Source organism: Streptomyces griseorubiginosus, from assembly GCF_001514195.1.
Taxonomy (GTDB): domain Bacteria; phylum Actinomycetota; class Actinomycetes; order Streptomycetales; family Streptomycetaceae; genus Streptomyces; species Streptomyces griseorubiginosus.
This window is the reverse complement of record NZ_KQ948745.1, coordinates 273,951-286,916: the sequence shown is the minus strand read 5'-3', so window position 1 is coordinate 286,916 and position 12,966 is coordinate 273,951. Positions and strand designations below refer to the sequence as shown.

The following is a 12,966-nucleotide window of genomic DNA, read 5'->3' as shown; positions in this document are numbered from 1 at the left end:
GCGAGCGGAGTGATGGCCTGGCCCGAAGGGGAGCCACCACCCTTTCCCTTCAGTCCTCTCAGTCCTCCAGATCCACCCGCACCGTCAACTGCCCCGCCCCTATGGCCCGTACGGCGGCGCTGTTCATCAGGGGCAGCGAGCGCAGGCGTACGGCGGTGTCGTCGTCCGGCATCAGATGCGCGGTCCCCCGGTGCCAGCGCCCGCGGATCCGCACCCTGACCTTCGGGTCGGCCTTGATGTTGCGGACGTACTGCGAGCGCTCCCCGAACTCGGAGACCAGCCAGAAGGAGCCGCCGATCCGCCTGCCGCCCACCGGGGTCCGGCGGGGGAGTCCCGAGCTGCGGCCGGTGGTCTCCAGGACGGTCTGGAGGGGCAGTCGTCGCATGACCGGGTTGAGCCGGCGCTGGAGGGCCACGGCGGCGCGGTACTTGCGTTCGGGGTCGCGGGGCATGGTCGTTGAGGTTCCCGTCGCTCGTCTTCCGTATCCTGACCGGCGCCCTCGATGATCTCAGGGTGCGGGCCGGGCGGACGAAGGGGTGTCGGCGATGCGCGTGGTGACCTGGAACCTGTGGTGGCGCTTCGGGCCGTGGGAGCAGCGGCAGAAGGCGATCCTGGCGGTGCTGCGGGAGTTGCGGCCGGACGTGGTGGGCCTCCAGGAGGTGTGGTCGGCGGGCACCGAGAACCTCGCGGAGTGGCTGGCCGGTGAACTGGGCCTGCACTGGGCGTGGGCGCCCTCACCGGCCTCCGAGCGCTGGCAGCGGCGGATAGGCGAGCCGGGCGTGGAGGTCGGCAACGCCGTACTGAGCCGCTGGCCGGTGTTGGACCAGGCGGTCCTGCGCCTCCCGGCGCCCGAGGAGATCGACGACGGCCGCCTGGCCTTCCACGCCCGGCTCGCGGGACCGTCGTACGACATCCCGTTCTTCACCACCCACCTCACCTCGGCGCCCACCGCCTCCGCGGTCCGCTGCCAACAGGTCACGGCGCTGGCGGAGTTCGTCGCCGCGCACCGCTCGGGCACCGACTTCCCGCCGATCATCACCGGTGACTTCAACGCGTGGCCCGACTCCGACGAGATCCGCAAGTTCGGCGGCTACAAGACGGCCCCGGCCGCGGCGGGCCAACTGTTCCTGGACGCCTGGGAGTACGCGGAGCCGGGCGCCGCGTCGGCGACGTGGGACCCGGCGAACCCCTACGTCGGTGTGTCCCCGGCGGTCCGCATCGACTACATCCACCTGGGTCTGTCGGAGTCCTCGGATCTGGGCCACGTCCTCGGCGTCCGGCGCGCGGGGGACGGGCCGGTGGACGGGGTGTGGCCGTCGGACCACGCGGCGGTGGTGGCGGACCTGAAGTCGACGCGGGACTGAGGCCCTGCGGGGCGATGTCACATCTGCGGGTCCCCGTTCGTCGTGAGGGCGGCACCCTCATGCCTCACGTCTACAGAACGGGGACCTTCGTTGTTCGCCGCCTACCTCACGGTCACGATCCTCGGCGCGGTCTTCAACGGCGCCGCGGCCGTGACTTACCTGATCGGTCACGAATACCCCAAGACCCAGGCCGACATGAAGGGGATACCCCGCAAGTACGTCCCGGTCCTGGGCACTCTGCTGGCGGCGGGCACGGTGGGCCTGCTGGCCGGCCTCGCCGTACCCCTCCTGGGCACCCTCGCCGCGACCGGCCTGATCCTCTACTTCATCGGCGCGATCATCGCCCACCTGAGGGTGGGCTCCCGCAACATCGTGGGCGGCATCGTCTTCCTGACGACGGCGACGGCGATCCTGATCCTGGGCCTGCTTGATCACGGCCCGTGGTGACAGGGGTCCGGGAACCGCTCAGAGCGACTTCAGCAGGGCGTCGAAGGCGGCGCGGCTGACGGTGACGATGGTCTGGGCGGCGGGGGAGTCGGTTATGTGGACCTGGTCGGGGCCTGTGGATATGTGGACGCAGGCGTCGCCTTCCTGGCAGTGGGACGACTTCTGCCAGCTGTCCGTGATCATCTCGGCTCCTTCAGAGGTTCTGGGCGATGGAATGGATCAGATCCCGGGACTTGCTGGGACTGAGGGCGATGTCTTCCACGACGTCGAGCAGAGTCCGGTACTTGGTCAGCAGGGCTTCGGCATCCAGGAGCACGGGCCCGTGGAACTGGTCCAGTTGCGCGGTGTCGAGCTGAGGCACGGGCCCGTACAGGTAGTTGATGGACTGGCCCGAGCCGGGGAAGGCGCCCACGTCGAACGGCAGCACGCGAATGGTGATGTGTTCCTGCTCGCTCATGTCGAGGAGATGTCTCAACTGCGCCCGGGCCACGTCCCGCCCGCCGACACGCATGCGCAGGGCCGCTTCATGGACGGTCGTCCGATACGGCGTCGGGTCCGCGCCGTAGAGCAGGCCCTGCCGTTTGATCCGGTGCGAGACCCGGTGCTCGATCTCGGGCGGGCTGGGCTCGGGGATGACGTGCCGGAAGATCTCGCGCGCGTGGTCGGCAGTCTGGAGCAGACCGGGCATGTGGGAGGTGTACGCGGTGCGTACGGCGATGGCGTGGTGCTCCAGTTCGGCGAGGTCGAGGAGCCCTGAGGGCAGGACCTCGCGGTACGACTCCCACCAGCCGAGCGTCCTGTCGGTGGCCATCTCGACGAGGGCTTCGACGAACCCCGGGTCCGGGCAGGAGTAGATGCCGGCCAGCGCGCGGATGCGCTCGGGGCTGACTCCGAACCGGCCCGACTCCACGTTGCTCAGCTGCCCCTGACTCGTGCCGAGCGTGCGGGCGGCCTCGGTCGCCGTCATACCCGAGCGCTCCCGCATCTTGCGCAGTTCCACGGCGATCCGGAGGCGGTGAGCCGTCAGCGGGGGTCTGGCGGGCATGCGTGAACTCCTCCCGGACGTGCGTTCCAAAAGTGGGTCACCCACACGAAGGAAAACAGGCGGAAGTATCTCCGGGGGCAGCAAATGACATTTGCTGAGCCCCTATCTTCATCATCAGGCGCCGCACCGCCTGGAAGCGCACCGTGGGACGCCACGGCAGAGACACCAGGCACTCGCCCAACTCCCCTCAGTGACCGGAGACTTCCGATGGCCACCGTATCCCCGTCGTGGAACTACACCCTGCACCTTCCGCACGATCCACGCGCACCGGGTATCGCGAGAGGCGCCCTGCGTCTGATGCTGGCCGCCCACGACCTCCCCGATCTGACCCCCACCGCGGAGCTGATCGCGGCGGAACTGCTGACGAACGCACACCTGCACACGAGGGGACCGTACGCCTTCCGCCTCCTCTCCCCGTCCCCCGGCAGGGTGAGGGTGGCGGTCTGGGACACGGACCCCCGAGTCCCGCCGGCCTTCACGACGGACAAGCCTCCTGCCGCCCCGGACGCCGAGCACGGCAGGGGCCTGCACCTGGTCAGGGCCTGCGCGGACGCGACGGGCGTGTCGGTTCTGCGGGAACTGGGCGCGTCGAGGGGAGGGAAGCTGCTGTGGGCGGAGTGCGGGGTGCCGGGGCGGTGAGCCGGGCCATACTGGGAGGTGGAGCGACCGCCGTCCACCAGGAGCCGACGATGAGCGCACAGCCCGAGCACGGCTGGGGAGCGATGCCCCTCCCGGAGATCCGGACCGTGAACGACCTGCGCAGCGCGCTCAGCCGCTACGGCTTTCCCGGTGACCGGGAGCGGTTCGAGGAGGAGTTGGCGGCGGCCATAGGAGCCTCTCCGACGAACGACTTCGAAGGCGCCGCGGCCGTGGTACGCGCGTATCGGCACCGAGTCCTGATCAGGAACTCCCCCGAGATCATGACGGCCCTGGAGGACACCCGCGGCGGAGGCGGCCGTACGTGAACGAGATCCCGCTGGAGGAGGCCGAGCCCGCGAGGAAGGCATTCGGTGATCTGACGGAGGGGGAGCGGGACGTGGTCCGTGAGGCACTCGCTACCATCGCCCGCGACACCGCGGTCGGCAGAGAGATCCCCGGCTGGCGCGCTCCGTCCGTCGAGTACACCTACACCACTCGTCTCGCCTCGGACTCGGCCGAGGCGATCACGGTCGTCTACACCCACACCCCGGGCCTGGGGATCACCGTCGTCTACTACTTCCGTGACCCACAGGTCCTGGACTGAGACACCCGCCCCGACGACGTCTTGACTTGTGCTTCTCGGAGGCATCCTCAGTGCCGTCGCCCCGACGACGACCGTCGCCCCCTCTTCCCCTCCCACGAAGACCGTCACGAAGACAGCCGAGGCCCCGACGTGTATGACGAGGCCCGGGCCGCCGGCGCTGCCCCGCTCCACCGCGGTGACCCCGGATACGCGCCGCATCCTCGACAGGGACGGTGACGTCACTCGCCCCGGTCCTCCCCCGTGAACATCTCGATCAGCCCCCGAGGCGTGTCCTCGCCGAACATCAGCGCGAAGAGTTCCGTGCCCTCGGCGGCCGTACCCGCGCTGCGGGGGAACATGGGCTCCTCGTACGCGGTGAGGGCGGTCTCGACGTCGTCGGGGTGGGCCGCGAGGGACCGGGCGAGCTCGGCGGCGTCGAGCATGGAGAGGTTGGCGCCCTCGCCGTTCGGGGCGGCGACGTGCGCGGCGTCGCCGATCAGGGTCACTCCCGGCACCCGCTCCCACCGGTGCTCGGCGGGCAGGGCGGCGAAGGGGCGCAGTACCGGACCGGTGTCCGCGTCGGTGATCAACGCGGTGAGTTCCGGCGCCCACCCGTCGAACTCCGCGGCGATCCTCGCGACGGCCGCCGCGGAGTCGGTGAAGTCGATGTCCGCGAACCACTCCCGCGGCCGGGCCAGCATCACGTAGGTGTGCAGGTTGCCGCCCCGCTCCCGGTGCGTGACGAAGCCCTTGCCCGGCGCCAGCGCGTACAGCGCCCCACCTCCGACCACCTTCGCGCTGGCCGCGTGCCGGGTGTCGGAATCGTGCAGATACACCTCGACGCAGGACATGCCGGTGTACGCGGGCACCGCGGCCGAGAGCAGCGGCCGGACGCGGGACCAGGCGCCGTCCGCTCCGACCAGGAGGTCGGTGACGACCGCGGAGCCGTCCGCGAAGCTCACCTCGTGACGGCCCCCGCCGAGCGCCCGCGTACCGCTGACCTTGTGGCCCCAGCGGACCGTGCCCGCCGGCAGCGAGTCCAGCAGCAGCTGCCGCAGCTCACCGCGCTGCACCTCGGGCCGGCCACCGGTGCCGTCGTCGGGCTGGTCGAACAGGACCGTCCCGTCCGGGGCGACCAGCCGTGCCGCCTCGCGGCCCTCCAGCACGAGCCCCTGGAACTCGTCCAGCAGACCGGCCGCCTCCAGCGCGAGCCGGCCGTTGTAGTCGTGTATGTCGAGCATCCCGCCCTGCGCCCGGGACGTCGGCGAGGACTCCGCCTCGTAGACGGTGGACGCGATGCCGTTGACGTGCAGGACGCGGGCGAGCATGAGGCCGCCGAGTCCGGCGCCGATGATCGTGACAGGGCTCTTCAAGGCATGGCTGGTCGTCATGGTGGCTCCTTCGGGAAGGGCCGCCCGGTGACTCCGGCCGGCCGTCTCCAGCAAGGTTCCGGGGCCCCGTCGACAGAACACCGACAGCGCACCTACAGCCCCGACAGCGCACCTACAGCTCCGACAACAGCACCGACAGATGGCCTACAGCCCGCCCGCATCCCCATGATGCCGACCAGTCGGTATGGACATCCCCGCCCCAGCCCGGTAGAGATGCATCATGCGAATCTCCGTGACCATCTTCCTCACCGACGAGACCATCACCCCGACCCGGCTCGCCCGTGAGCTGGAGGCGCGGGGCTTCGCCGGGCTCTACCTGCCCGAGCACACCCACATCCCCGTCGAGCGGGTCACCCCGTACCCCGCGGGCGGCGAACTCCCGCGCGAGTACGGCCGTACCCTCGACCCCTTCGTCGCGCTCGGCCAGGCCGCCGCCGTCACCGAGTCGCTCGGCCTCGGCACCGGCATCACGCTCGTCGCCCAGCACGACCCGATCGACCTCGCCAAGCAGATCGCGACCCTGGACCACCTCAGCGGCGGCCGGTTCACCCTCGGCCTCGGCTTCGGCTGGAACGTCGAGGAAGCCGACGACCACGGCGTCGAGTGGAGCACGCGCAGGGAACTCGTCCGCGACCGCATGGCGCTCATGCAGGCCCTGTGGGCGGACGAACCCACCGCCTACGAGGGCGAGTTCGGGAGCGTCCGGGCCAGCCACGCCTTCCCCAAGCCGGTCCAGCGCAGGACCCTCGTGGGCGGTGCGGCAGGGCCCAAGCTGTTCTCCCACATCGTCGAGTACGCCGACGGCTGGCTGCCCATCGGCGGACGCGGCCTCTCCGAGTCCCTGCCCGTGCTGCGCGCCGCCTGGTCCGACGCGGGCCGCGACCCGAACGCCCTCCAGGTCGTCCCGTACGCCGTCTTCCCGAACCCGGGCAAGCTCGCCCACTACGCCGACCTCGGCATCGAGGAGGTCGTGGTGCAGCTGCCCCCGGCGGGCGAGGGGGAGGTCCTGAAGGCGCTGGACGAGTATGCCCGGTATGTCGGCGGTGACGGTGGTCAGGTGTGACGTCGCCCACCTCAAGGCAGCCCCTCTGCCCTGATCACACCGCTCGTATGCTCGAAGGATGACGACCTCCGCGACCTCCGGAACCGGCCCCACCGACCGCCCCAGCGGAACCGGCCCCACCGAGAACTCCATGCGTCGCGCCCTCAAACGGGCCCGGGACGGCGTCGCCCTCGACGTGAGCGAGGCAGCGGTCCTGCTGCAAGCGCGCGGCGAGGCCCTCACCGACCTCACCGCGTCCGCGGCCCGGGTGCGGGACGCCGGACTCGAACAGGCCGGCCGCCCCGGTGTCATCACCTACTCGAAGAGCGTCTTCATCCCGCTGACCCGGCTGTGCCGGGACAAGTGCCACTACTGCACCTTCGTGACCGTGCCCGGCAAGCTCCGCCGGGCCGGTCACGGCATGTTCATGTCCCCGGACGAGGTCCTGGACATCGCCCGCAAGGGTGCCGCGCTGGGCTGCAAGGAAGCCCTGATCACCCTGGGCGACAAGCCCGAGGACCGCTGGCCGGAAGCGCGCGAGTGGCTGGACGCGCACGGCTACGACGACACCATCGCCTACGTCCGGGCCATCTCCATCCGCATCCTGGAAGAGACCGGACTCCTGCCCCACCTCAACCCCGGCGTGCTGTCCTGGACGGACTTCCAGCGGCTCAAGCCGGTCGCGCCGTCGATGGGCATGATGCTGGAGACGACGGCGACCCGGCTGTGGTCCGAGCCCGGCGGCCCGCACTACGGCTCCCCGGACAAGGAACCGGCCGTGCGGCTGCGCGTCCTGGAGGACGCGGGCCGCTCCTCCGTCCCCTTCACCTCCGGGATCCTCATCGGGATCGGGGAGAACTACGAGGAGCGCGCCGAGTCCCTGTTCGCGCTGCGGCGCGTGGCGCGCTCGTACCACAGCGTCCAGGAGCTGATCATCCAGAACTTCCGCGCCAAGCCGGACACCGCGATGCGCGGCATGCCGGACGCGGAGCTGGACGAACTCGTCGCCGCGGTCGCCGTCGCCCGTCTGATCATGGGCCCGGCGGCCAACATCCAGGCCCCGCCGAACCTGGTCGAGGGCGAGTACGAACGGCTGCTCGCGGCGGGCATCGACGACTGGGGCGGCGTCAGCCCGCTCACCATCGACCACGTCAACCCCGAACGCCCCTGGCCGCAGATCGAGGAACTCACCGAGCGCTCCCGCGCGGCCGGCTTCGAGCTGCGTGAACGGCTGTGCGTCTACCCGGAGTTCGTGCAGCGCGGCGAACCGTGGCTGGATCCGAGGCTGCGCCCGCACGTGGCGGCCCTCGCCGACCCCGCCACCGGCCTCGCCCGCCCCGACACCCTCCCGCAAGGGCTGCCGTGGCAGGAGCCGGAGGAGGTCTTCGTCCCCTCCGGCCGCACGGACCTGCACGCCACGATCGACACCGAGGGCCGTACGTCGGACCGCCGCGACGACTTCGACGAGGTCTACGGCGACTGGGGCGCCCTGCGCGAGGCCGCCGCCCCCGGCATGGTCCCCGAGCGCATCGACACCGATGTCCGGGACGCGCTGCGGACAGCGGCCGACGACCCCACCAAGCTCACCGACGCCGAGGCCCTCGCCCTGCTGCACGCGGACGGCCCCGCCCTGGACGCGCTGACCCGGATCGCCGACGACGTACGCAAGTCGGTGGTCGGGGACGACGTCACGTACATCGTGACCCGGAACATCAACTTCACCAACGTCTGCTACACCGGCTGCCGTTTCTGCGCCTTCGCCCAGCGCCGCACCGACGCCGACGCCTACACCCTCTCCCTGGAACAGGTCGCCGACCGTGCCCAGCAGGCCTGGGAGGTGGGCGCGGTGGAGGTGTGCATGCAGGGCGGCATCCACCCCGACCTGCCCGGCACCGCCTACTTCGACATCGCCAAGGCCGTCAAGGAACGCGTCCCCGGCATGCACGTGCACGCCTTCTCCCCGATGGAGGTCGTCAACGGCGCCACCCGCACCGGACTGTCGATCCGCGAGTGGCTGACCGCGGCGAAGGAGGCCGGCCTGGACTCCATACCCGGCACCGCCGCCGAGATCCTCGACGACGAGGTCCGCTGGATCCTCACCAAGGGCAAGCTGCCCACGGCGACCTGGATCGAGGTGATCGAGACCGCGCACCAGGTCGGCATCCGCTCCTCCTCGACGATGATGTACGGCCATGTCGACCAGCCCCGCCACTGGCTGGGCCACCTGCGCACCCTGGCCGCCATCCAGCAACGCACCGGCGGCTTCACGGAGTTCGTCACCCTGCCCTTCATCCACACCAACGCCCCCGTCTACCTGGCCGGGATCGCCCGCCCCGGTCCCACGATGCGCGACAACCGGGCCGTCACCGCGATGGCCCGTCTGCTCCTGCACCCCCACATCCCCAACATCCAGACCAGCTGGGTCAAGCTCGGCACCGAGGGCGCGGCGGAGATGCTCCGCTCCGGCGCCAACGACCTCGGCGGCACCCTGATGGAGGAGACGATCTCCCGGATGGCGGGCTCGTCGTACGGCTCGTACAAGTCGGTCAAGGACCTGATCGCGGTCGCGGACGCGGCCGGACGTCCCGCACGTCCCCGCACCACCCTCTACGGCCAGGTGTCCGAGGAGCGGCAGAAGGCGGCCCAGGCCTCCGACGGCCACCTGCCGGAACTCCTGCCGGTGCTGGACTGAGAAAGGGAGTCGGCCGGGGGCCGGTACGATGATCCGACCCCCGTTCGACGGGGATCCTTAGCCGAGGAGATGCGTGCCGTGCCAGCCCCGAAGGTCTGGGTGACGGGTCTGACCGTGGGGGCGGTCGCCGCTGTCGTCGTCCTGGCCGTACAGGCCGACAAGGGAACCAAGCCGAGCGTGGCCCTCACCAGCAGGCCGAGTGTGTCGGCGTCCCCGAGCCCGTCCGCCCGGCCCGAGCCGACCGCGACCGCGGTCCCGGACGCCTCCGGCACCGGCCGCCGGATCGTCTACTCGCTGGGCGAGAAGCGGGTGTGGCTGGTCGACGCGAGCGACGCGGCCCGGCGCTCGTTCGCGGTGTGGCCGGGGACCGTCGACCCGGCCCCCGGCACCTACTCCGTCTCGCTGCGCCGGGGTGAACCGAGGACCGGTTCGGACGGCGTACGGATCGAGCACATCGTCTACTTCACCATGGTGAACGGCGTCAACGTCGCCTTCTCCAACGCGGTGGACGGCTCCTCGCCCCCGCCGGCCGACGGAGCACAGACCGGGGGCATCCGCATGAAGACGGCGGACGGCTCGGCCCTGTGGACGTTCGGCGAGACGGGGACGAAGGTCGTCGTCGTCAACTAGCGCTGCGGTCGGGCAGGTTGACCACCAGTAGCGTGATTCCGCTGAACACGAAGACCCGCAGGGCCGCGTCCAGTCCGTTCCAGGTGTCCGACTGCCACATGGAGAACCACTCGCCGCCGATCGCGATGAACCCGGCGCCGAACAGCACCATCAGCATGAGCAGCCCGTAGGTGGAGAACCGCCGGGCGGCCTGGTCGTCCCGGCGCACCCACAGATACGTGCCGTAGATCAGCACGAGCGCGGCGAGCGTCTCCCAGACGATGATCGCGACATACGCGGTGTTCTGAAGTCCCTTGCTGGTGACGGCTCTCCACATCAGATCGTCGTCCTTGAACGTCGTGTCCATCGCGAGAACGTGCTGCACGAACGCCTGATTCGTCCCGAAGTCCGTGATGTTCCCGAACGAGACGAGCGCTATGTACAGCGCGACGCTCGCGGTGAGGAGGGCGGCGGAGAGGTGGAGTGCGGTGCGGGGGGTGCGTGGGGGTGTCGATGCCATGGGGGCCATCTTCCCCGTAGGCCGTCGGTGTGATCCACAACGTGGGCCAGAATGGCCGACATGACCAGGGCACGGGTGTCGATGCAGGAGCTGATCGCCCAGCGCAGGCGGGCCGGGTTCGTCGGGCGGGGTGGTGAACGGGCCGCATTTCGGACCAACTTCGACCTTCCGCCCGAGGACGAGCGGCACCGCTTCCTCTTCCACGTGCACGGCAACGCCGGTGTCGGGAAGACCTTTCTCGTCAGGGAGCTGGAGCAACTCGCACGGGAGAAAGGTGCGTTGACGGCCTACGTCGATGAGAGTGTCGACAGTCTGCCGGAGGCGATGGCCGCGATCATCCGCCAACTCGGCGCCCAGGGAGCCCGTTTCAAGGAACTCGACCGCCTCCTCGCCGCGCACCGGGAGCGCCGGCACGAGGCGGAGGCGGCCGCCCTCGCCACGCTCGACACGGAGGACGGAGGCCCGTCCGCGGGCAGTCTGGCCGTCGCGCGGGCAGGCCTGGTCGGGCTGGGGATGGTGCCGGGCGTGGGAGCCTTCGCCGGTGTCCTGGACGCGGGGCAACTGGCGCAGGGCGCCGACCGGTTGCGGGCCGGACTCAGCGCTCGACTGCGCACCCAGGAGGACGTCCAGCTGGTCCTGCACCCCGAGCGGGTGCTCACCCCGGTCCTGCTGAGGGAACTCACCGACGCGGCGGCCACCGCCCCCTGGATCGTCCTCTTCTTCGACACCTACGAGCGCACCGGCCCGTTCCTCGACGGCTGGCTGCACGAGACGATGACCGGCGACCGCCACGGCACCCTTCCGGCGACCGTCGTCGTGGTGACGGCCGGCCAACGCCCCTTCGACACCGCCCGCTGGGGTGCCTTCGCCGACTTCATGACCGACGTCCCGCTCGGGCCGTTCACGGAAGCGGAGGCACGGGGACTGCTGGCGGCCAAGGGAGTCGTCGCCGAGCCGGTCGTCGAGGAGGTCCTGCGTCTCACGGGCGGCCTGCCCGTCCTCGTCTCCACCCTCGCCGAGCAACGCCCCACCGACCCCGACGACATCGGCGACCCCAGCGCCACGGCCGTGGAACGCTTCCTGAGGTGGGAGCAGGATCCCGTACGGCGGTCCGCGGCCCTGGCGTGCGCGCTGCCCCGCCAGCTGGACCTGGACGTGTTCCGGGCGGCCGTCGACTGCGACGACCGGGAGGCCGACGCGCTCTTCGCCTGGCTGCGGGCCCTGCCGTTCGTGGTCGACCGCGGCGACCGGCTCCGCTACCACGACCTGGTCCGGGAGGCGATGCTGCGGATGCAGCGGAGCCGCTCACCCCGCGGCTGGGCAGAGCAACACCGGCGCCTGGCACGGAAGTTCGGCGCATGGCGGGCGGAGTACGAAACCGGCCGCGAGGAGTTCGACCGGTGGGCGGACGAGAGGTGGCGGGAGCTGCGGCTCGCCGAGTCCTACCACCTGCTGTGCGCCCAGGACCCGGACGCCCTGCCCGACGTGCTGCGGGACTTCACGGACGCCTGCGGCACCGACGACGCCACCGCCGCCCGATGGGCACGGGTCCTGCTGGACGCGGGCCGGGACGGCGACACGCAGCCGGTGTCCCGGTGGGGGAGCGAACTGTCCCGCACCCTCACCGAGGGCGGCGTGCCCACGGCGCTCGCCCGACTGCTGTCCCACGCCGACCTCGACGAACCCGCCCAGGTACACACCCGAGTGGTACGCGCCACCGCCCTCCGCCGCCTCGGAGCACTGGAGGAGGCCCTGCGCGAGTACGACCTGGCCGTCGACCTGGGAGAGGCGCTCGGAGAGGAGACCCCGAGCGCACCCGGAGGCGGACCCGCCGCCCCCCTCCCCGACCTCGCCCGTGCCCACCGCGGTCGCGCCTACGTCCGGGGGGAGCTCCACGACTACGAGGCCGCGATCGGCGACCTCGACCGGGCCCTCGCCCTCGAACCGGGCAGCCCCTCCGCCCACTCGGTGCGCGGTGAGTTCCACCGGGCGCTGCGCCACGACGACGCGGCGCTCCGGGATCTGGACCGGGGCATCGCACTGGACCCCGCCCACCACTTCGCCTGGGCCTCCCGGGGCGCCCTCCACCTGACCCGGGGCGACCTCCGGGCCGCGCGCGCCGACCTGGACCGCTCGCTGGAGCTGAACCCCGACTACGTCTGGGCCCTGGTCCGCCGCGCCCGCGTCTGGCGCGGCCTCGGCGATTCCGCCCGCCGACTGGCCGACCTGGATCGAGCCGTGGCCCTCCAGCCCGACTGGCCCTGGGGCCGCTGCGAACGCGGCGACGCCCTCCGCAACGCCGGCCGGGTCGAGGAGGCCCTCCGCGACTACGACCACGTCCTCGCCCTCGACCCGGACTACGCCTCCGCACACGCGAGCCGGGGCGCCGCCCTGGCCGCCCTCGGCCGCCACGAGGAGGCCGTCACCGCCCTCGACAGCGCCCTGCGTCTCAACCCCGCCTACACCTGGGCCCTGTGCCGCCGGGCCGAATCCCACCTCGCCCTCGGCTCCGTGGACCTGGCCCTCACCGACGCCGACCGCGCCTGCGAGCTCAGCCCGGACGACGAGCACGCACGGGCGGTACGGGACCGGGTGCGCAGGGGCGCGGGCTGAATCTCGCCCTGCGCATACCTC

General features: G+C 71.4%; 15 protein-coding genes. 10 read left to right on the top strand and 5 right to left on the bottom strand.

Going from position 1 to position 12,966, the window contains the following annotated elements; translation table 11 throughout:
• Nucleotides 1-58: 58 nt before the first annotated feature.
• Nucleotides 59-451, bottom strand: a complete 393-nt coding sequence (locus tag AQJ54_RS38000; protein WP_062245551.1) for a nitroreductase/quinone reductase family protein — start codon at nt 449-451, stop codon at nt 59-61.
• A 94-nt stretch (nt 452-545) separates the two neighbouring features.
• Here AQJ54_RS38000 and AQJ54_RS37995 point away from each other — a divergent pair, with 94 nt between their 5' ends.
• Nucleotides 546-1,364, top strand: a complete 819-nt coding sequence (locus AQJ54_RS37995; RefSeq protein WP_211278625.1) for an endonuclease/exonuclease/phosphatase family protein — start codon at nt 546-548, stop codon at nt 1,362-1,364.
• 90 nt (nt 1,365-1,454) lie between these two features.
• Nucleotides 1,455-1,811 (top strand): DoxX family protein, encoded by a 357-nt coding sequence (locus AQJ54_RS37990; protein ID WP_062245546.1) that lies wholly within the window; start codon nt 1,455-1,457, stop codon nt 1,809-1,811.
• A gap of 18 nt (nt 1,812-1,829) precedes the next feature.
• Here the strand turns inward: AQJ54_RS37990 and AQJ54_RS37985 are convergent, their stop codons facing one another.
• Both AQJ54_RS37985 and AQJ54_RS37980 read right to left on the bottom strand, forming a co-directional pair.
• Nucleotides 1,830-1,994 carry a DUF397 domain-containing protein gene (locus tag AQJ54_RS37985; protein WP_079070198.1) on the bottom strand — a complete coding sequence of 55 codons (165 nt, stop codon included), beginning with the start codon at nt 1,992-1,994 and terminating at the stop codon, nt 1,830-1,832.
• A gap of 10 nt (nt 1,995-2,004) precedes the next feature.
• The gene (locus AQJ54_RS37980; RefSeq protein ID WP_062245543.1) at nt 2,005-2,856 is read right to left on the bottom strand and encodes a helix-turn-helix domain-containing protein; all 852 of its coding nucleotides are present in this window, start codon (nt 2,854-2,856) and stop codon (nt 2,005-2,007) included.
• A 207-nt stretch (nt 2,857-3,063) separates the two neighbouring features.
• On the opposite strand from AQJ54_RS37980, the gene AQJ54_RS37975 reads away from it, so the two are divergent.
• The 4 genes from AQJ54_RS37975 to AQJ54_RS47630 all read left to right on the top strand — a co-directional run bounded on the left by AQJ54_RS37975 (nt 3,064) and on the right by AQJ54_RS47630 (nt 4,315).
• Nucleotides 3,064-3,495: an ATP-binding protein gene (locus tag AQJ54_RS37975; RefSeq protein ID WP_079070197.1), complete on the top strand. Its 432-nt coding sequence runs from the start codon at nt 3,064-3,066 to the stop codon at nt 3,493-3,495.
• A 50-nt stretch (nt 3,496-3,545) separates the two neighbouring features.
• Nucleotides 3,546-3,821 (top strand): hypothetical protein, encoded by a 276-nt coding sequence (locus AQJ54_RS37970; protein ID WP_159055603.1) that lies wholly within the window; start codon nt 3,546-3,548, stop codon nt 3,819-3,821.
• Nucleotides 3,818-4,099, top strand: coding sequence for a hypothetical protein (locus tag AQJ54_RS37965; RefSeq protein WP_062245539.1), 282 nt, complete (start codon nt 3,818-3,820; stop codon nt 4,097-4,099). Before AQJ54_RS37970 ends, AQJ54_RS37965 begins: the two co-directional genes overlap by 4 nt.
• A 129-nt stretch (nt 4,100-4,228) precedes the next feature.
• Nucleotides 4,229-4,315 (top strand): excalibur calcium-binding domain-containing protein, encoded by an 87-nt coding sequence (locus AQJ54_RS47630; protein WP_346265476.1) that lies wholly within the window; start codon nt 4,229-4,231, stop codon nt 4,313-4,315.
• Between the two features lie 2 nt (nt 4,316-4,317).
• On the opposite strand, the gene AQJ54_RS37960 is transcribed toward AQJ54_RS47630, so the two are convergent.
• Nucleotides 4,318-5,469 carry an FAD-dependent oxidoreductase gene (locus AQJ54_RS37960; RefSeq protein WP_062245537.1) on the bottom strand — a complete coding sequence of 384 codons (1,152 nt, stop codon included), beginning with the start codon at nt 5,467-5,469 and terminating at the stop codon, nt 4,318-4,320.
• Between the two features lie 220 nt (nt 5,470-5,689).
• On the opposite strand from AQJ54_RS37960, the gene AQJ54_RS37955 reads away from it, so the two are divergent.
• From AQJ54_RS37955 to AQJ54_RS37945, 3 genes are all read left to right on the top strand, one after another.
• A complete protein-coding gene (locus AQJ54_RS37955) occupies nt 5,690-6,532 on the top strand; it encodes an LLM class F420-dependent oxidoreductase (RefSeq protein ID WP_062245535.1) in 843 nt (280 codons plus the stop codon).
• Between the two features lie 58 nt (nt 6,533-6,590).
• Entirely contained in the window at nt 6,591-9,203 is a 2,613-nt protein-coding gene (locus AQJ54_RS37950) for a bifunctional FO biosynthesis protein CofGH (protein ID WP_062245534.1), read from the top strand.
• 69 nt (nt 9,204-9,272) lie between these two features.
• Complete coding sequence (locus AQJ54_RS37945) at nt 9,273-9,833, top strand: L,D-transpeptidase (RefSeq protein ID WP_062245531.1); 561 nt, start codon at nt 9,273-9,275, stop codon at nt 9,831-9,833.
• Here the strand turns inward: AQJ54_RS37945 and AQJ54_RS37940 are convergent.
• A complete protein-coding gene (locus tag AQJ54_RS37940; protein WP_062030217.1) occupies nt 9,826-10,332 on the bottom strand; it encodes a DUF2165 domain-containing protein in 507 nt (168 codons plus the stop codon). The two genes, AQJ54_RS37945 and AQJ54_RS37940, sit on opposite strands and share 8 nt — an antisense overlap.
• Before the next feature lie 60 nt (nt 10,333-10,392).
• Between AQJ54_RS37940 and AQJ54_RS37935 the strand changes: the two genes are divergently transcribed.
• Nucleotides 10,393-12,945 (top strand): tetratricopeptide repeat protein, encoded by a 2,553-nt coding sequence (locus AQJ54_RS37935; RefSeq protein WP_248845518.1) that lies wholly within the window; start codon nt 10,393-10,395, stop codon nt 12,943-12,945.
• Nucleotides 12,946-12,966 lie beyond the last annotated feature (21 nt).

What these genes read in the sequence shown, in the direction of transcription:
- AQJ54_RS38000 (WP_062245551.1), bottom strand. Translation starts at nt 451, where the DNA reads ATGCCCCGCGACCCCGAACGCAAGTACCGCGCCGCCGTGGCCCTCCAG.
- AQJ54_RS37995 (WP_211278625.1), top strand. Translation starts at nt 546, where the DNA reads ATGCGCGTGGTGACCTGGAACCTGTGGTGGCGCTTCGGGCCGTGGGAG.
- AQJ54_RS37985 (WP_079070198.1), bottom strand. Translation starts at nt 1,994, where the DNA reads ATGATCACGGACAGCTGGCAGAAGTCGTCCCACTGCCAGGAAGGCGAC.
- AQJ54_RS37980 (WP_062245543.1), bottom strand. Translation starts at nt 2,856, where the DNA reads ATGCCCGCCAGACCCCCGCTGACGGCTCACCGCCTCCGGATCGCCGTG.
- AQJ54_RS37975 (WP_079070197.1), top strand. Translation starts at nt 3,064, where the DNA reads ATGGCCACCGTATCCCCGTCGTGGAACTACACCCTGCACCTTCCGCAC.
- AQJ54_RS37970 (WP_159055603.1), top strand. Translation starts at nt 3,546, where the DNA reads ATGAGCGCACAGCCCGAGCACGGCTGGGGAGCGATGCCCCTCCCGGAG.
- AQJ54_RS37960 (WP_062245537.1), bottom strand. Translation starts at nt 5,469, where the DNA reads ATGACGACCAGCCATGCCTTGAAGAGCCCTGTCACGATCATCGGCGCC.
- AQJ54_RS37955 (WP_062245535.1), top strand. Translation starts at nt 5,690, where the DNA reads ATGCGAATCTCCGTGACCATCTTCCTCACCGACGAGACCATCACCCCG.
- AQJ54_RS37950 (WP_062245534.1), top strand. Translation starts at nt 6,591, where the DNA reads ATGACGACCTCCGCGACCTCCGGAACCGGCCCCACCGACCGCCCCAGC.
- AQJ54_RS37945 (WP_062245531.1), top strand. Translation starts at nt 9,273, where the DNA reads ATGCGTGCCGTGCCAGCCCCGAAGGTCTGGGTGACGGGTCTGACCGTG.
- AQJ54_RS37940 (WP_062030217.1), bottom strand. Translation starts at nt 10,332, where the DNA reads ATGGCATCGACACCCCCACGCACCCCCCGCACCGCACTCCACCTCTCC.
- AQJ54_RS37935 (WP_248845518.1), top strand. Translation starts at nt 10,393, where the DNA reads ATGACCAGGGCACGGGTGTCGATGCAGGAGCTGATCGCCCAGCGCAGG.